This window comes from Rouxiella aceris (genome assembly GCF_012933545.1).
Taxonomy (GTDB): Bacteria; Pseudomonadota; Gammaproteobacteria; order Enterobacterales; family Enterobacteriaceae; genus Rouxiella; species Rouxiella aceris.
In genome coordinates this window covers 42,832-62,651 of the sequence record NZ_JAADJU010000005.1, presented here as the reverse complement: position 1 = coordinate 62,651, position 19,820 = coordinate 42,832, and the positions used below count along the sequence as shown (strand labels likewise).

Genomic DNA, 19,820 nt, shown 5'->3' with positions numbered 1-19,820 from the left:
GCAAGTAGACAGAGTTGTCTACGTGATTATTTTATCATTCTGACAGGCAGTGAAAAAATGGATATGCAGCCCCTTTCGCCTTCTGAACTGACCGCCCTGCCCGCCCGGGAGCGTATTTTGTTGACCGCGCACCGTCTGTTTTATCGTGAAGGTATCCGCGCCACCGGTATCGATCGTGTGATCAAAGAGGCCGGAGTGACCAAAGTCACCTTTTACCGTCATTTTCCCGGTAAAGATGCGCTGATCCTCGCCTTTCTGCATTTGCGTCATCAACGCTGGATGCAGTGGTTTACCACCACGCTGGCGCGCAACTGCGCCAGCGATACAACACTGGCGGCGGCATTGGCGAATACCCTGCAAGAGTGGTTCGCCGACGAAAATTTTCGCGGCTGTGCTTTTATTAATAGCAGTCTGGAATACGCCCACGCCCTGCCCGAGGTGCTAACCCTCTCCGCCGAGCATAAGCAGGCTATGGCACAGGAAGTTGCGCGCTATCTGCCTGCGGAACAGGAGCAGATGCCCCATGCCCGGAGTATTGCGCTATTGATTGATGGTGCCATTGTGCAGGCGCAGATCGCCGGTGATGCCCGGCAGGTCAGCGGTTTATTGCAGGAGATGCTGGAGGTGTTGCTGGTGGGTTGGCAAAACAGCGAAACAAATCCCTGCCATTAGCGATCAAAAAACGCAGCCGGGGCTGCGTTCAGACTGCTGACAAAGTGCGTTATTAGGGAGAGTACACCGTTGGGGTCGTAGCGGCTTGTCCGCCGGAGCGCCCCTAGGTGTGCTATGCCCGGGTATCTCGATCATGCAGACGACTTTATCATCAAACTCAACGCAGCCGGGGCTGCGTTGTTTATACTCGATCTAATACTTAGAACTGATACACCAGACCTACTGCCACGATGTTATCGGTATTGATACCGGCGGCGCTGGTAAACTCGCTGTCGCGCATCAGGTTGATTTTGTAATCAACAAAGGTCGACATATTTTTATTGAAGTAGTAGTAAGTACCGACATCAATGTATTTTTCAATATCCTGATCGCCATAGCCTTCAATGTCTTTACCGCGAGATTGCAGGTAAGCCAGCGATGGACGCAGACCGAAATCAAACTGGTACTGGGCTACTGCTTCGAAGTTTTGTGCCTGGTTGGCGAAACCGTAAACATCATTACCTTCGGCCCCAATACGCGTCAGGTTATCAGTTTTGGTATACATCGCTGCCAAGTAAACGTTGTTGGCATCGTATTTCAAACCGCCGCTGTAAGCGTCAGCTTTGTCGCCGTGACCGAAAGCCATTTGATTCTGCAAGGTAGTACGATCGGAGCTGCTGTATGCGGCCGCAGCACTAATACCCATCCCGATATCGTAGGAAACGGACATGCCGTAACCATCACCGTTGGCTGCCTGCACGGTACGGCCATCGGTTTCACCGCTGCCGTTGTCATTTTTACCCTGATACTGCAGTGCAAAATGCAAGCCGTCGACCAGACCAAAGAAATTATTGTTACGGTAGGTCAGCAGGCCATTGCCACGCTGTTCCATAAAGTTGTCTGCGCTATAAGTATCGCCACCGAACTCAGGTAGAACGTCAGTCCATGAACCAACGTCGTACATGACACCGTAATTGCGCCCATAGTCTAATGAACCCCAGTCACCAAATTTCAGACCGGCAAAACCAATACGGGTGTAGCTGTTGGCCGTGCCCTGGCTTTCTGCGGTATTCAGCGCGGCCTGGTATTCCCATTGGCCATAGCCGGTCATCTGATCGCTGATTTTAGTCTGGCCGTCGAAACCGAAACGCATATAAGACTGATCGCCATCAACACCGCTGTTGGAAGAGAAGTAGTGCTCAGCATCAATTTTACCGTTCAGATCTAATACGTTGCCGTCTTTGTTGTAGATTTCTGCCGCACTGGCGGTTCCTGCCATTAATAAAGCGGGAACCAGGAGTGAAAGAACGCGAAGTTTCATTTGTCTGTCCTCATTAAGGTATATCGTGTCGCTGCCACTGAATCATAAATTCAACAATCGCCATAAGTGACTGGCAGTTCTATTCTCGGGATATAAAATATATTAATCCATAAAGAAAATGATACGGAATACACGATAGTGTTTCACAATAACAAACAAATGTAATAAATATTGTATTTTTACGAACTTCCGGGCGTTTCTTCAACACACAAAATATAGCACTTATCGCTAAAGAATTAAAAAAACCATACACAACAAAAAGATACAAAAAATGAAAAGCGCACTAAGTGATAAATACAAAAACAGAAAGCCCTATATAATCCATCTCGCTATCATCATTATTTGTTATTTATTACCTTCATTATCCCATGTATTCGGAAACGACAGCCGGCCTTTTTGGCCGGTTTTTTTTACCTTTCGTGCGGTAATTAATCACGGTGATGACTTTTCTCTCCTGCTGTTTCCTTCCTTAAGCGCCTAATCTTAGCGGTTATTTACTCCATTAACCTCCCAACAGAAAACCCTATTTACCCGCAACCTTACTTTCTATTTACAAATAATCGCACGTTATGCTCAAGAGTTTTTTAATGATCACTATTTAAATCATCAAATAAAAACAAGACGTTAGCGCTAATATGTATGTTTTATACGCCAGGCTGGCTCAATTGCCGGTCCATCAACGCCACGCTGATTTGGTTGCGCGTCACGCAGTGGATCAGCATCTGACCAGACGCCCTCGTTTTACGCTGAAAGCGCCTCAGCCCGGTGAAAAGACAGCATTTAAATCCGCAGTTAGCCAACAAGCGCGGCGCATATTCCGTTACTATAAGAGCAATCCCGCAGTGGCCGGCCATCACAGTCGCTACACTACGGCACTGGCGCCATTGAAGATGGTCAACCAATCCTGCAAGCCAATAAGGAATCGCATGCAACAACCGGACAAGCAAGACAACATCGCCAAAGCACAGATGCTGCTGGCAACCCGCCGTTTTTTCAAACTCGACGAGTGGCTGTTGTCACAAATGCGCGGTTGGCAGAATCAGACCGAGACAGATAATGCCTATGGCCTGATCATGCATCCCGATACGTTATTTACCAAGGAAGAAAGCGCCATCCACCGTCTGGAGACGCTGCTTAACTGGGAGCAACAGTGCCCTGATAGCTATCACGTCCATTGCCTGCTTGGCATGCTGTGGCACGAACAGGCATGGGTTATCCGTCGTGGCAAAGGTCAACAGCAGGAAGTGGAAGATGCCCAATGGCTGGGCGCCCAACTGTGCTGCGACTATGCCGTTCTCTCCTTTATTCGTGCCATTGAATACCACCCGCGTCCGACCCATGCCTTTCGTCATATGATGAATCTTGCCGGCGGCTTCGGCGAACCATACTGGCTGCGCGATCTCTTTGCCGGTCGCGCGCCCAAGCCGCTGCACGAACAATTCAACATTGAAAACAGCCTGGTATGGCAGCAAGGTGCCGCCTATCTTTATGATCTCGGTGTGGTGCCCGCCAGCCAATGGCCTCAACAACTGCCTGACGTGTTGCAACAAACTCGCCGTGACGACGAGGAAGCCATTGATTACTGGCTACGCATGGCGATGTCGGTTCGCCATCATGATGTCGGCAGTATGGAGTCCTATTTACTGTTGCACTCGAGCTATTGGGGCGGTGATGACGAGCAGCAATATCAGATTATCGATAGTCCGCTTTGCGCCGAATTCAGCGACGATGAGCGTAATCAGTTCCGCGCCAATGCCTTGCTTGATGCGCTGCAAGGCGAGATTGCCGATCGCGACTCTCCTCGCGCCAGTCAGTTACAGCAGCGCTTAGCCGATCTGCTGTCCCAGCCCCTGGAGCCGGCAACGCGCATTGCCCTGCTGGATCTGGCAGGTACCTGTATTGCCTACTGGCATGATGATGACCACGCGGGCTTGCAGGTCTATAGCGAACTGTTTGCCGTTTCCCCGCAGGCGATGCCCGGAAAATTTGCCGCGCTGTTTATTTCCCGCGCTGTGTTGGCCAATGCGCAGCAAGAGGGACTGTCAGTACTGACCTCGCTGCTGGTACGAGCGATTAATCAGGCCAGCGACCCCATGCTAACGGCTTTTGCCGCTACCGCCGTTCACTATGGGCTATATGGCTTACCCTGCGATCCCGAGCTGAGCAACCGGCTGATGGACCGGGCCTGGCAATTAATGCAACAGCAGCGAAGCACAGAGAGCGTCAGTAAAGATCTGTTGCTATTGGCGCACGATATGGCACTCAATGACGATATGGAAGCCACGCATTATTTAATGACCGAGATGGCACGCCGTGGCAGCGTAGTGCACAGCTATGAACTGTTTTTCTTTTATCGCGACGCCTGGCACCTGGATGTTCCGCCGTCGTTTCACAATGATAGCAATGCGCTGGACTGCGTGTTGAGCGCTGCCCGCTCTGGATGGGTACCGGCGATGTTTAGCTGTGCCAATGCGCTGCGCGAAGGTTTGGGTGACCAGGTCGATTATGCCCAGGCCATGCAGTGGTATCAGCGTGCTACTGACGCCGGCCATGCTTCTGCCGACTACTGGCGCGCCAGTTGCGCACTGGATTTAGGTTCAGAACTGGAAAAACGCCAGGCGGTGGAGCAGGATTTGCCGGCTATTATCGCCAATGTCGATCATCCTGAGCGTTTTGCTGCGGCTTATACCCTGGGTATGGCCTGGATGCAGGGCGTAGGCACCAAAAAGAACCGCTATATTGCCTGGCAGATGATGAAGTTTGTGCTTGAGCTCAATCCCGAGTCGGAACCGGCCCAGTTGGCCATTCGCCAACTTGAGGGTTCGCTACGCGCGCGCATGAGTTTATGGCAGGACAAACGCAAGGTAGAAGGCGCCGACTTCACCGCCGCCTACCGCCAACCTTCGTCACCATCCCTGCCCGACGAAGAGGAAATGGAATAATTCTCTCGAGCCATTTAAGAACGGACGGTGCGCAGAAACCGCAGCGTACATCAGTACGTGAGGAGCCCGATCCCTGCGCAGGCCCTTATGTTGGCGGTAGCGGCCTACACGTGGGTCAGACTACTGCTAATCTTCTTATCATTCAGATAAAAACATTAAATTAAATATCGATATTACATTAATACTTCTGTTTTTTATTTATGTCGATAGCGTAAAAGATAGCCACATAAAGCGATGAAATATTTAAAGATATATTTTATACCCGCATAATTATCTAACTATGGTAGCGGCTAATTGTTAAGCACCCCTTAGTCATTTCATTAAAATTAATTAATAATTTTTCCCTTTTCAGCCAGATGCCGCGTTCAGAAGTGTGTAAAGAAAACAATAATTAGGACGACAGGAAATAACTGACGCGGTTAATTTCTGTTAAAATATGCGGCCAGTTTCAGCAAAATCGCGCTTTTCTGTGACGTTTTCATTGAAAAGAGAAGGAGTTATCGATAAGTATTCGTTGTATCCTGTGCAATAGGGATCTCATAAAATATAAAAAAGGATTAACAACCAGATGCCAGCAGACTCAACGATAAGCCTGACTCCCCTGCAGACCCAACCAGGCCGGTGCCAGCAGATGGCCACCAGGATTATCTTCCTGCTGTCAGGTTTTGTGATGTCGGCCTGGGCACCTTTAGTCCCTTTTGTCAAAACGCGTCTTGATATCAGCGACGGAACCCTGGGCTTGCTGCTGCTTTGCATTGGGGCCGGATCCACCTTCTCTATGCCCCTGACCGGCGTGTTAACCGGTAAGCTGGGCTGCAAAACCGTTATCCTTTTATCGACGCTGGTGCTGTGCCTCGATCTTCCCTTGCTTACATTAATGAATTCACCACTGGCTATGGCGCTGGCCCTGCTGGTGTTTGGTATTTCCATTGGTATGGTTGATGTGGCAATGAATGTGCATGCCGTGGTGGTGGAAAAAGCCAGCGGTCGCGCAATGATGTCCGGATTCCACGGATTTTTCAGCATTGGCTGCATTTTTGGCGCACTGGCGGTAAGCGGCCTGCTGTCAATGGCCTTGACACCGGCGGTTGCTACTTTGGCGGTCAGTGCGCTGGTATTGGTTTGCCTGCTCGGCATCAGTAAACATCTCTGGCAGGATACCAAACGTAAACAGGGTGAGCCGATGCTGGTATTACCCAAAGGCTGGGTGATTTTCCTTGGCTTACTCTGTTTTGTGATGTTCCTGACAGAAGGTGCCATGCTGGACTGGAGCGCACTGTTTCTCACCAGCGAGCGCGGCGTTAGCCCACATCACGCCGGGATGGGTTATACCCTGTTTGCCATTGCCATGACCATTGGCCGCCTGTCCGGGGATAAAATCATCAACGCTTGCGGACGCTTTAGCGTGCTGCTGGTTGGCAGTCTGGTGGCCAGCGCCGGACTACTTCTGTCTGTTGCCGTCGATAGTCTGTATGCTGGGGCCATTGGCTTTATTATGGTCGGCCTCGGTGCTGCCAATCTGGTGCCCATTATGTTTAGCGCCGCGGGCAATCAAAGCACCATGCCAGCCAATCTGGCCATTGCGTCCATCACTACGCTGGGGTACGCCGGAATTTTAGCCGGTCCGGCGCTGGTCGGCTTTATTGCGCAATTGAGCAATCTGTCGATTGCCTTAAGCTGTGTCGCGGCGTTATTACTGCTGGTTGCCGCCAGCGCACGTGCTGTCACTCGCTAACCGAAGGAAAAGCCTTACCACCATGGCAAGTAAATATTTATCGCTGACGTCGACCAATATCACGCGATTTTTTTTAATCTTCATTCTGCTTCTGGTAATGGGGCTGGGCCTCTACGGCTATAACTACACCAATGCCTATCTGAACGATAAATTGCGTACGCTGCAAACCACCGCCGAGCAGTTGCAAAAACGTATCGATAACTATCGCTATCTGACCTATCAAATTTACGATAATTTCACCGGACAACCGCTGGCGCAGATCCCGGCCAATGTTCAGGAAGTAAAATTGCGTCAGGACATGTTCTTTGTCGCCAAGGCGCACAAAAAAACCGATGCCGTGATCTATGGTACTCACGATGCAGCGACCTTGGATCTGGCACTGAAAATTTCGGCGTTTCTTGATAATCAGTGGGGGGCCAAGACCCTGCCCTACTCGATGTATTATTTAAATGGCCAAGATAACAGTCTGATGTTGATCACCACTCAGACGTTGCAACAACAAGATTCACGCTTAAAAGAAAGCTACTTCGCCAGTGCCCTGCAATCGCGACGCACAGAAATGTTGCAGCAGGCCAATACCCTCGATGAGCGCGAAAGTTACTCCAATCTGCGAAAGTCACGCAACTCCAGCGACTATTTCTTTTCGCTGCGCACCACCTTTAATAATCCTGGCAATCTGGCGACGGTGATCGCCTTTGACCTGCCAATGAGCGACCTGATCCCGCCAACCATGGCCAGGGACAATTTCCAGTTGACCAATAATAATGACACGGTAAACGAAGGTGATGCACCGCAGACGGCCAGCGTCAGCAGCAGCCTGTCATTTCAGGGTGGCTCGGTGTATTTCAGTGCCCCACTGAGCAACTCACCGTTAAACCTGACCTACCGTGTACCACTGTTCTCGATGGTGGTCGATCTGTCACACAATAATTTCTGGCTGATCCTGACTAACCTGGTGCTGTTGGGCATGGCACTGACCGGGCTCTATTTTATTCGCCATCAATATCTGCGCCCCAGCGAAAATATGGCCGAACAACTGCAGACCCAGCAGGCCCTTAATCAGGAGATCATCTCCAATTTGTCCGTTGGTCTGCTGATCTACAACTTCAGCAGCCACAGCGTGGTGGTGAGCAATAAAATTGCCGATCAGTTGTTGCCGCATTTAAGCCTGAATAAAATCGCCAATATGGCGGAAGAAAATCACGGCATGATCCAGGCGACTATCAATAACGAAGTGTATGAAATTCGTATGATCCGCAGCCAAATCTCCCCGGAAACCTTCCTGTTTATGATGCACGATCAGGACAAGGAAGCGATGGTCAGTAAAACACTGCAGCAGGCACGTCGCGAATACGAAAAAAACCTGCAGGCGCGCAAACTGATGTTGCACAACCTGGGGATTGAACTTAATCAACCGCTGATTGACCTGCATGATCTGGCGCAACAGTTGACCATTGACACCGCGGAGGAGGATCGCCCGCAGCTGGCACAGACGTTATTGATCGAGTCAAAAAATGTGCTGACGCTGGTGGATAATATTACCCTGCTCACTCGCCTGGAGACCCAGGATTGGCAGCCAACACAAGAAGAGTACTCTCTGTCGTCACTGATTGATGAAATGCTGTTGCAGGCGCTGCCCAAAATTAACCAGAAAGGGCTGATGCTGATCAATCACTTTGAGCTTAACCCACTGAATAATTACGTCGGCGATCGGCAGGCAGTGAAAAAAATTCTCTCTTTACTGCTTGATTACGCCATTGTTTCCACCTCGCTGGGCAAGGTGACACTAAGCTGTGAACAGGATGCCGAGCACCCAGGTATGCTGATTTTTCACATTACCGATACCGGTAGTGGCTTATCAAAAGAAGAACTGAGCAACCTTAACTATCCGTTCCTCAGCCAGACATTGGTCGACCGCTTTAACCATGGTTCCGGGCTGACTTTTTACCTGTGTAACCAGCTGTGCAAGAAGCTTGGTGGTCAGTTGGAAATCCGCAGTAAAATGGATATTGGTACTCGCTATACGGTGCGTATCAAACAGAGCGTGCAGACACCGGAGCCGGCAGCCAACGACGAAAAATTACTTGATGATGTCACGCTGTTACTGGATATCACTGCCGATGAAGTCAGAGGGATTGTCACCACGGTGATGAATGCCTATGGCGCGCTGTGCATTGTCGCCGATGAGCGGCAACCTACGCGTGAATACGATGTATTATTAACCGATAATCCACAAAACAGCGACCGCTACACCTTGTTGCTGACCAGTGATGAAAACGGTTTTCAGAAATTGGAAAAACACTATATTCGCGTCAATTATAATATAAGCAGTGCCCTGATTGACGCAACCCTACTGTTAATTGAGCAGCAACTGCTGGAAGAAGCGGAGCAGGAAACGGAGTCTTTCTCCCTTGAACACAGCACTGATGATTCAGCGAACGGTAATTCCGATGCCGGTACCGGTAATGACGAAATTGAAGGCTATGTTAAACAGCTTCGATCCAGTGACTATTACCAGCTTTTTGTTGATACAGTACCGGAAGATATAGAGAAACTGTATAATGAGAATCAACGTCGTGATTTTACATCGCTTTCCCAGACTGCGCATCGGCTTAAGGGAGTATTCGCCATGCTAAACATCATTCCAGGGAAGCAAATGTGTGAAAAATTAGAGCAGCATCTCGCCAAAGGCGAAGTGTTGATGATCTCAGACAATATTAATCAGATTGATTCTTTTGTCTCCAGACTGCTGCAGCAAGGTAGCTAATCACATGAACAATATGAACGTAATTATTGCCGACGACCATCCTATCGTCCTATTCGGGATCCGTAAATCCCTCGAACAAATTGAATGGGTTAATGTAGTTGGCGAGTTTGAAGATTCAACTGCGCTAATCAATAGCCTCAGCAAGCTCGATGCCCATGTCCTGATCACCGACCTGTCCATGCCAGGTGACAAATATGGTGACGGCATCACGCTTATTAAATATATCAAACGTCACTATCCACAGCTGTCCATCATTGTACTGACCATGAACAATAACCCGGCCATCCTCAGCTCGGTAATGGATCTGGATATCGAAGGCATTGTGCTTAAACAAGGCGCGCCGACCGACCTGCCCAAAGCTCTGGCTGCGCTGCAAAAGGGGAAAAAATTCACCCCGGAAAGCGTGTCAAAACTGTTGGAAAAAATCAGCGCCAACGGCTATGGCGACAAACGTTTATCGCCGAAAGAGAGTGAAGTACTGCGTCTGTTTGCCGAAGGTTTCCTGGTGACCGAGATCGCCAAGAAGTTGAACCGCAGTATCAAAACCATCAGCAGCCAGAAGAAATCGGCAATGATGAAACTGGGGGTAGAGAACGATATCGCCCTGCTCAACTATCTCTCTTCCGTCAGCTCCACGCCGGTTGACCGCGGCCAGGGTTGATCAAGGCAGCGCAGACCCTGTCTGCATCGTTTAGGGCCAGCGCAAGCTGGCCTGAGTTTGATGACAAAGTCGTCTTGATGATCGAGATACCCGGGCATAGCACACCCAGGGGCGCTCCGGCGGGCAAGCCCGCTACGACCCCAACGGTGCACTCTCCCTAATAACGGACTTTGTTAGCCGTCTGAGGCCAGCGCAAGCTGGCCTTTTTAATGGGCAATATTTTAGTCGATGGGTTTAGTTAAACGCTGACGTCGCACCTGCTGACTGTAATAACTGAGGGTTTTGCGCAGTTGCTCCAGGGTGACCGGTTTAGACAGGCAATTATCCATCCCCGCTTCGAGACAGAGCTGTTTTTGCTCGGCCAGTGCATTGGCCGTGACACCTATCACCGGCAGACGATAACCCAGCTCACGCAGCCGTTTGGTCAGGCCATAGCCGTCCAGCTTGGGCATATTGACGTCGCTTAACACAATATCGATCTGATGGACTTTTATTGCTTCCAGCGCATCGAGACCGTCGTTGGCGGTAACCACCAGAAAACCCATCGAACCCAGTTGATCGGCCAACAGACGTCGGTTGATGGGGTGATCGTCCACCACCAGCAGAGAAATATCTCCATTGTCGGGGGATTCGATCACTTCCGGCAGCAGATTGCTGATCTGGTCATGGCTGCGATCATTAAGCTGATAAATGCGGTTGAGCAGCAGCGTGACCTCCAGCGGCGTAGAGGTACTGTGCACCCAGTAACCCGGGCGGGTCTCTTGCGGCTGACCGATATGATCGATGGAAAATTCGATTTGCGCATGCAGATCGCCGTGATGAATAAACGGCATATCAGTGATCATTACATCTTCAGCCTGAGTGTCATCCTCAGCCTGCCAGCGCTGCACGTCGGCGCCGTAATGATGCAGCAACTGCATCAGATAGTTTTCGAGATAGTTGTTGCGAATATTAACCCACAGCCGTTTTCCCTGCCATAGCGAAAGCTGTGGCGGCGCAGGGGGTATCGCGCCATATAACGGCAGTCTGACGGTAAAGGCGCTGCCCAAACCCGGCTCGGAATCAACGGCAATATCACCGTCCATCAGGTTGATCAGTTTTTCGCAAATCGCCAGCCCGAGGCCGGTACCCTGGAAATGGTGCTGAACGCCGCTACCCACCTGGAAGAAGGGGTCAAAAAGGCGGGTAATTTCGCGCGTCGGGATACCGACGCCAGTATCGCGAACCATAAATTCCAGATAATCGCCGCTGGTGCGGGCATGCAGCACGATACAACCGGTATCGGTAAATTTAATGGCATTGTTGAGGATATTGGACAGCACTTGTTGCAAGCGGACCGGGTCGCCAATAAAGACCTCAGGTACGTTATGTTCAATAAAACAGTACAGTCCCAGGTGTTTTTTCACCACCAGCGGCAAATAGTTACCAGCAATATGGGTGATCACTTCACGACAGGAGAATTCTTGTGGCTCGATCTTTAACTGTTCAGATTCGATTTTTGAGAAATCGAGAATATCGCTGATAATTTTTAAAAGCAGCGCCGACGAATTGTTCATCGCCGTCACCAGACGCTCTACCCCCTGCGGCAGCCCCTGGGTTTGCAACAGATCGAGGTTGCCAATAATGCCATACAGTGGCGTACGCAGCTCATGGCTAACGGTGGCCAGGAACATGGATTTGGACTGGCTGGCCTGCTCCGCCGCATTGGCCATTTCCTGCAGGGATTCTTCCATTTTCACCCGCGCGCTGACATCAATCAGCACACAGATGGCCACATCTTCGTTACGGTAGCGCGAGTGGACAAAGCTTAACTGTATATTGTTGTTATCGCGGGTAATAATATCGACGAGGCGGGTTTGCTGATCGCAAATAATGCGCGTAATACGCTGACGATCTTCATGGGTCAGCATATTGATATAATTATGCGCCAGCTCGTTGCTCAGGATATTCACCCCGTCGCTAATACGCAGGATGGAAATCCCTACCGGGGCCGAGGCAACAATTTTATGGTTGAACTGCTCATGCTCCTCCAGACGGAAGGCATTCTCTTCCGCTGGCAAAAACATTTTTCGCTCAAATACCCAGGCCAGCACAAACAACAATAGCGCTGAAAACAGGTTAAGCAGCACCGCATTGAGCACCAGCACTTTAAACCGCTCGATCACCATTTTAAACGGCAGTGAATAGACAATACTCAGCGTCGAAGGTGGCAGCGATTTTTTATATATCAGGTCGTTATAGCCATTCATATAACCAAAATAGCTTTGACTATCGGGATAACTGTCAGGAAGATCGCCATCGGCAAAGCTCAGTAGCGGCTGTTCATCCTCATCAAGCAACGTAACTCCCGGATGGGTAGGACCCGAAGCGGTCAGGTCCTCGATGCGCAGCGTTTGCTGGATGCCCATCAAGGCTTCGAGTTTATTGCCAACATAAATCGGGGTCAGCACATAGAGATTGCCGCTCTCTTTATTAATCCCCGGCGCCACCCAGTAGAAACTGTTCTCTTTATCCTGGTTTTTACCATTGCGATATTTAATCACTTTGTCATGCAGCGATTTAAGGACGTTTTCACGTTCAATCGGCAAGGTATTACTGATAATGCCAAAATCTACCAGGCACAGGCTTTCGCCACCGATAAAGAATACGCGCTTGAGATTATAATTATCGGCGAAGTTATCTTTCCAATAGTGGATCATATTGCCGAGGGAAATCAGCGAATTACGCGAACTGTCGCTAAGATGGGAACAGTCTGATTCGGTAAACAACGGATGATAAGTTGGCTGGGCATTTTTGCTGCTGAGCATGCCATTGATGATATCCAGACCATTCATCGAGTCGTTTAAGCGTTTTTCCGCCATAAACTTCACATCGCGCATCACATCCGAGGTGCTTTTTATATAGCTTTGCGCCTGGGTGTAATTGAGATTGTCTTCTTCGCGGATCTCAGACTCTTTGTTATGGAAAATATTCAGCACATAGAAAGTCGTCAGCAAGGCGCCAAGCGACCAAAGCATAATAGCCAGCACCCTGAACAGGTAGCGGGAAATGCGTAATGTTGTTCTAAACGAAGTTAAATACTTCAAGCGAATACCATAGCAATGACGGGAAAAACCGAGAAACCGGCGATCGTCCTACCTTACTGATCCCCGCCAGAAAAAGCCAGTTATCCACGCTTTTCTGCAAAGAAAAGGGCATAACATGTTGCCACGTTATGCCCGCAAACTGCTGACAAAGCCCATTTTAGAGGATCAAGACGACTTTGCCATCATCCGGCAAAGGACTTATTCGTCTTCGCCCGGTTGTTCTTCGTCTTCAGCATCGATATCTTCAGGTGCTTCGCTCTCTTGTGCGGCTTCCAGTTCACCTTCAACGGTGGCCACACCATCAAGCTCTTCATCTTCAACCGGTTCCGCTACGCGTTGCAGGCCGACGACGTGCTCATTGTCGGCAGTACGGATCAGCGTCACACCCTGGGTGTTACGGCCAACGGTACTGACTTCAGAAACACGTGTACGTACCAGGGTACCGGCATCGGTGATCATCATGATCTGGTCGGCATTATCCACCTGGATAGCACCAACAACCGGACCATTACGCTCGCTGACCTTAATGGAGATCACGCCTTGCGTCGCACGGGATTTGGTTGGGTACTCGCTGGACTCGGTACGTTTACCAAAGCCGTTCTCGGTAACCGTCAGAATACAGCCTTCGCCACGTGGAATAATCAGCGAGACAACACGATCGCTTTCACCCAGACGGATACCGCGTACACCGGTAGCAGTACGGCCCATAGAACGCACCGCTTGCTCACCAAAGCGCACCACTTTACCGGCCGCAGAGAACAGCATAACTTCATCATTACCGTCGGTCAGATCGACGCCAATCAGCTCATCACCCTCGTTGAGGTTAATGGCGATAATACCGGCACTGCGCGGACGACTGAAATCGGTCAGCGCGGTTTTCTTCACCGTACCGCTGGCCGTGGCCATAAACACATGGCGACCTTCTTCGTATTCGCGCACCGGCAGAATGGCGGTGATACGTTCGTTCGGCTCCAGCGGCAGCAGATTGACAATCGGACGCCCGCGAGCACCACGACTGGCTTCTGGCAACTGATAGACCTTCATCCAGTACAAGCGGCCGCGGCTTGAGAACATCAGGATGGTGTCATGGGTATTGGCCACCAGCAGACGGTCAATAAAGTCTTCTTCTTTAATGCGCGCTGCCGACTTGCCTTTACCACCACGACGCTGGGCTTCATAGTCGGTCAGCGGCTGGTACTTGACGTAGCCCTGATGCGACAAGGTCACCACAACATCTTCCTGATTAATCAAATCTTCGATATTGATATCAGAAGTATTGGCGGTGATTTCGGTACGACGCGGATCGTTATACTGATCGCGGATCGCTTCGAGTTCTTCACGAATAACTTCCATCAGACGATGTGGGTTTTCGAGAATAAACAACAGTTCAGCAATTTGCGTCAGCAGTTCTTTATACTCTTCCAGCAGTTTTTCATGCTCAAGGCCGGTCAGTTTTTGCAAACGCAGATCCAGAATTGCCTGTGCCTGCTGTTCGGTCAAAAAGTACTGGCCGTCGTGAATACCAAACTGTTTTTCCAGCCATTCCGGACGTGCAGCATCATCGCCGGCGCTGGCCAGCATCGCTGAAACATTACCCAGATCCCATGAACGGGCAATCAGGCCGGCTTTCGCTTCTGCCGGCGTGGATGCCGCACGGATCAGTTCGATAATCGGATCGATATTGGCCAGGGCTATGGCCAGGGCTTCCAGGATATGGGCACGGTCACGGGCTTTGCGCAGTTCGAAAATGGTACGGCGGGTCACCACTTCGCGGCGGTGACGAACAAAGGCCGACAGGATCTCTTTCAGACCGAGAATTTTTGGCTGCCCGCGATGCAGGGCCACCATATTGATACCAAAAGAGGTCTGCAGTTGAGTCAGCGAGTAAAGGTTATTGAGCACCACTTCGCCAACCGCATCGCGTTTGATTTCAATCACGATACGCATACCGTCTTTATCGGATTCATCACGCAGTGCGCTGATGCCTTCAAGACGTTTTTCTTTCACCAGCTCGGCGATTTTTTCAATCAACCGCGCCTTGTTCACCTGATACGGGATCTCGTGAACAATAATGGTTTCGCGACCCGTTTTGGCATCGGCTTCTACTTCGGCACGGGCACGGATAAGGATTTTGCCGCGACCGGTGCGATAAGCTTCTTCAATACCGCGACGGCCATTGATAATAGCGGCAGTCGGGAAGTCAGGCCCCGGAATGTGTTCCATCAGCCCTTCAATGCTGATGTCTTCGTCTTCGATATACGCCAGACAACCGTTGATAACCTCGGTGAGGTTATGTGGCGGAATATTGGTCGCCATACCGACGGCAATACCGGAAGACCCATTCACCAACAGGTTGGGAATACGGGTTGGCATAACCGCAGGGATCTGTTCGGTGCCATCGTAGTTCGGCACAAAGTCGACGGTATCTTTTTCCAGGTCGGCCAACAGTTCGTGGGCAATTTTTGACATGCGAATTTCGGTATAACGCATGGCTGCCGCGGAGTCGCCGTCGACGGAACCGAAGTTACCCTGGCCGTCCACCAACATGTAGCGCAGGGAAAAAGGCTGCGCCATACGAACGATAGTGTCATAAACAGCGGTATCACCGTGTGGGTGATATTTACCGATAACGTCACCGACCACACGGGCCGATTTCTTGTAGGCTTTGTTCCAGTCATTACCCAGAACGTTCATTGCGTAAAGTACGCGGCGGTGCACCGGTTTTAAACCATCGCGCACATCTGGCAGCGCACGTCCGACAATAACGGACATGGCGTAATCCAAATAAGAGTTTTTCAGCTCTTCTTCGATGTTTATCGGTGTGATTTCTCTGGCAAGGTCGCTCATGGAGCTGCTATCCCTCTACTGATTATTCATGGCCGCTGCCTAGACCGTATCCCGCAGTAGCAGGTCACAGTCTAGATAGGCAAAGGTGTAAAACTATACCACATAGCGGGGATTCGTGGGAAACAACCGCACCACTATGTTTACTATTATGCGGCCTGTTTCAATCCGTTGCGCAACTTGCGCAATCGTCAGCCAGCGGTTGTCTAAATATCAGCCAAAAGACAAAGCTGACTCTCCGCGCAGAGAATATGTATAATCCTTTCATCAGGTATAAGGAGTTTATCAGCCCCATGACAACCACATCGACTCGTCACACCACCACTGCTCATCAAGAATCGCAAAACGTAGATCACAGTGAAATCGCCAAGTTTGAGGCCGTGGCCTCACGCTGGTGGGATCTTGAAGGGGAGTTCAAACCGCTGCACCGTATCAACCCGCTGCGTCTGAACTATATTCTCGAGCGCGCCGACGGACTGTTTGACAAAAATGTCCTGGATGTCGGCTGCGGTGGCGGTATTCTCAGTGAAAGTATGGCTGTGGCCGGCGCCACCGTTACCGGTCTGGATATGGGTACCGAGCCTCTTGAAGTGGCGCGACTGCATGCGCTGGAAAGTGGCGTCAAGGTCAACTATGTGCAGGAAACCGTGGAAGCCCACGCCGAAGCTCACCCGCAACAATATGACGTGGTGACCTGCATGGAGATGCTTGAACATGTGCCGGACCCTGCGTCGGTGGTTGCCGCCTGTGCGCGCCTGGTGAAACCGGGGGGTCATGTGTTCTTCTCCACCATCAACCGCAATAACAAAGCCTGGCTGATGGCGGTGTTTGGCGCAGAATATGTATTAAAAATGGTACCCAAGGGGACACATGATATCAAAAAGTTTATCAAGCCTGCCGAACTGATCTCCTGGCTCGAAGGAACCAGCCTGGTGGAACGCCATATTATTGGCCTGCACTACAATCCACTGGCCGATCGCTTTAAGCTGGCAGCCAATGTCGATGTTAACTATATGCTGCACACCCAATCACAGGATAGCGACGGTCAGTAACTCACTGCCGAATCTCCCCTGTTAGCGCTTCGGCCAGTGAAGATAACGAGATCGCTGGCCGAAACGAGGTATAACAACCGGGTTTTTAATGCCTTGCTGCCGTCCGCAGCCAAAGGCTATTTTTTTAGAATAGTAATCCAGATCAATATAGCGATTTTCTCTAACGTTTAATAAAACGGCAGTCGATCATTTTTTCTAAAAAATAAGAAAATCGTATCGCAGATATTGACAGCCTGTCACCATGGGCACTGTAGGCGCAGGAAACCATTTTCTCCCCAACTTATCCACAAAAGCGGCCGTTTTCATCCCTTGCAAATCCGGCGCGGCAACACTATCTTGTCACTAAGAAATCACAAACCCACAATATATTGTGTTTATATCCTAACCAGACACTACACTTTGTCAGTGCGCTTTATGCATGACATGGTGTTGTCGTTTGTCTGTTTATAAACTTTTAAGGCATAACCCCGTATGAATCAGAGTCTGCTTGTTACTAAACGTGATGGCCGTAAAGAACGCATCAATCTTGATAAAATTCACCGAGTCATCGACTGGGCAGCGGAAGGTCTTCAAAACGTATCAGTTTCCCAAGTAGAATTGCGCTCCCATATCCAGTTTTATGATGGGATCAAAACCGCTGATATCCATGAAACCATTATTAAAGCTGCCGCCGATCTAATCTCCAAAGACGCCCCGGATTATCAATACCTCGCCGCGCGCCTGGCTATCTTCCATCTGCGTAAAAAAGCTTACGGCCAGTTCGAGCCGCCGAAGCTGTTTGACCAGGTCAGTAAAATGGTCGAGCTGGGCAAATATGACAAACATCTGCTGGAAGACTACACCCGTGAAGAGTTCGAGCAGATGGACAGTTTTATCGATCACTGGCGTGATATGAACTTCTCCTACGCGGCGGTCAAGCAGCTGGAAGGCAAGTACCTGGTGCAGAACCGCGTCAGCGGCCAAATCTATGAAAGTGCCCAGTTCCTGTACATTCTGGTGGCGGCCTGCCTGTTCTCCGGCTACAGCCGCGAAACGCGCCTCGATTACATCAAGCGTTTCTATGACGCCGTCTCGACCTTTAAAATTTCGCTGCCGACGCCCATTATGTCCGGTGTCCGCACCCCGACCCGTCAGTTCAGCTCTTGCGTACTGATCGAATGTGGCGACAGTCTGGATTCGATTAACGCTACCTCCAGCGCCATTGTCAAATACGTTTCGCAGCGTGCCGGGATTGGTATCAATGCCGGTCGCATCCGTGCGCTGGGTAGCCCAATTCGCGGCGGTGAAGCCTTCCATACCGGCTGCATTCCGTTCTACAAGCATTTCCAGACCGCGGTCAAATCCTGTTCGCAGGGTGGCGTACGCGGCGGCGCAGCGACGTTGTTCTACCCGATGTGGCATCTGGAAGTCGAAAGCCTGCTGGTATTGAAAAACAACCGCGGCGTGGAAGGCAACCGCGTACGTCATATGGACTATGGCGTGCAGATCAACAAGCTGATGTACCAGCGTCTGGTCAAAGGCGGCGATATCACACTGTTCAGCCCGTCGGATGTCCCTGGCCTGTACGACGCCTTCTTTGCCGATCAGGACGAGTTTGAACGTCTGTATGAGCAATACGAGCAAGATGACAATATTCGCAAACAGAAAGTCAAAGCGGTTGAGCTGTTCTCGCTGATGATGCAGGAGCGCGCGTCGACGGGGCGTATCTATATTCAGCACGTTGACCACTGCAACACCCATAGCCCGTTTGATCCGGCTATTGCTCCGGTGCGTCAGTCCAACCTGTGTCTGGAAATTGCCCTGCCAACCAAGCCGCTGAACGACGTTAACGATGAAGAAGGCGAGATCGCGCTTTGTACACTGTCGGCCTTTAACCTCGGTGCCATCGACAGCCTTGACGATCTGCAAGAGCTGGCGACCCTGGCCGTGCGCGCCCTGGACGCCCTGCTCGATTATCAGGACTACCCGATCCTCGCTGCCAAACGCGGTGCCATGGGACGTCGCACCCTGGGCATTGGTGTTATCAACTATGCCTATTATCTGGCGAAGAACGGCGTGCGTTACAGTGACGGCAGTGCCAATAACCTGACCCACCGTACTTTTGAAGCTATTCAATATTATCTGTTGAAAGCCTCCAATGAACTGGCGCGCGAACAGGGTGCCTGCCCATGGTTTAAAGAAACCACTTATTCGCAGGGCATTTTGCCGATCGATACCTATAAAAAGGAACTTGATTCGCTGTGCGATGAACCACTGCACTATGATTGGGAAACGCTGCGCAGCAGTATCCAGGAATTTGGTCTGCGTAACTCCACGCTGTCAGCCCTAATGCCGTCAGAAACCTCTTCGCAGATTTCCAACGCCACCAACGGCATTGAGCCACCGCGCGGTCACGTCAGTATCAAGGCCTCGAAAGACGGCATTCTGCGTCAGGTAGTGCCGGAGTACGAACGTCTGAAAGATAAGTACGAACTGCTGTGGGAAATGCCAAACAATGATGGCTACCTGCACCTGGTGGGTGTGATGCAGAAATTTGTCGATCAGGCGATCTCTTCCAACACTAACTATGATCCGTCACGTTTTGCCAATAGCAAAGTGCCGATGAAACAGTTGCTCAAAGATCTGCTTACCGCCTATAAGTACGGTGTAAAAACGCTGTATTATCAGAACACCCGCGACGGTGCGGACGATGTTCAGGAAGATATGAAGGCAGAAGTCGACGACTGCGAAAGCGGTGCCTGCAAGATTTAATTCATTTTAC

At 50.5% G+C, this 19,820-nt stretch carries 10 protein-coding genes; 7 read left to right on the top strand and 3 right to left on the bottom strand.

Translation table 11 applies throughout. The features are described from left to right. The first annotated feature begins 57 nt into the window (after positions 1 to 57). A complete protein-coding gene (locus GW590_RS10480) occupies positions 58 to 672 on the top strand; it encodes a TetR/AcrR family transcriptional regulator (RefSeq protein ID WP_169403005.1) in 615 nt (204 codons plus the stop codon). Positions 673 to 871: 199 nt separating this feature from the next. On the opposite strand, the gene ompC is transcribed toward GW590_RS10480, so the two are convergent. Beyond that, complete coding sequence (ompC, locus tag GW590_RS10475) at positions 872 to 1,972, bottom strand: porin OmpC (RefSeq protein WP_169403004.1); 1,101 nt, start codon at positions 1,970 to 1,972, stop codon at positions 872 to 874. A 926-nt stretch (positions 1,973 to 2,898) separates the two neighbouring features. On the opposite strand from ompC, the gene GW590_RS10470 reads away from it, so the two are divergent. The 4 genes from GW590_RS10470 (at position 2,899) to rcsB (ending at position 10,077) form a co-directional block, all read left to right on the top strand. Further along, positions 2,899 to 4,914: a DUF4034 domain-containing protein gene (locus GW590_RS10470; RefSeq protein ID WP_169403003.1), complete on the top strand. Its 2,016-nt coding sequence runs from the start codon at positions 2,899 to 2,901 to the stop codon at positions 4,912 to 4,914. Between the two features lie 568 nt (positions 4,915 to 5,482). Further along, complete coding sequence (locus tag GW590_RS10465; protein WP_169403002.1) at positions 5,483 to 6,649, top strand: MFS transporter; 1,167 nt, start codon at positions 5,483 to 5,485, stop codon at positions 6,647 to 6,649. A 22-nt stretch (positions 6,650 to 6,671) separates the two neighbouring features. Further along, positions 6,672 to 9,416: a phosphotransferase RcsD gene (gene rcsD, locus GW590_RS10460; RefSeq protein WP_169403001.1), complete on the top strand. Its 2,745-nt coding sequence runs from the start codon at positions 6,672 to 6,674 to the stop codon at positions 9,414 to 9,416. Positions 9,417 to 9,420: 4 nt separating this feature from the next. After that, the gene (rcsB, locus tag GW590_RS10455) at positions 9,421 to 10,077 is read left to right on the top strand and encodes a response regulator transcription factor RcsB (protein ID WP_169403000.1); all 657 of its coding nucleotides are present in this window, start codon (positions 9,421 to 9,423) and stop codon (positions 10,075 to 10,077) included. A gap of 221 nt (positions 10,078 to 10,298) precedes the next feature. Here the strand turns inward: rcsB and rcsC are convergent, their stop codons facing one another. Then, on the bottom strand, positions 10,299 to 13,163 hold the full coding sequence (gene rcsC, locus GW590_RS10450; protein WP_169402999.1) for a two-component system sensor histidine kinase RcsC: 2,865 nt from the start codon (positions 13,161 to 13,163) through the stop codon (positions 10,299 to 10,301). A 198-nt stretch (positions 13,164 to 13,361) separates the two neighbouring features. Next, positions 13,362 to 16,010, bottom strand: coding sequence for a DNA topoisomerase (ATP-hydrolyzing) subunit A (gyrA, locus tag GW590_RS10445; protein ID WP_169402998.1), 2,649 nt, complete (start codon positions 16,008 to 16,010; stop codon positions 13,362 to 13,364). A 290-nt stretch (positions 16,011 to 16,300) separates the two neighbouring features. On the opposite strand from gyrA, the gene ubiG reads away from it, so the two are divergent. After that, entirely contained in the window at positions 16,301 to 17,059 is a 759-nt protein-coding gene (gene ubiG, locus GW590_RS10440; RefSeq protein WP_169402997.1) for a bifunctional 2-polyprenyl-6-hydroxyphenol methylase/3-demethylubiquinol 3-O-methyltransferase UbiG, read from the top strand. A gap of 471 nt (positions 17,060 to 17,530) precedes the next feature. Further along, positions 17,531 to 19,810: a class 1a ribonucleoside-diphosphate reductase subunit alpha gene (gene nrdA, locus GW590_RS10435; protein ID WP_169402996.1), complete on the top strand. Its 2,280-nt coding sequence runs from the start codon at positions 17,531 to 17,533 to the stop codon at positions 19,808 to 19,810. The last annotated feature ends 10 nt before the right edge of the window (positions 19,811 to 19,820 follow it).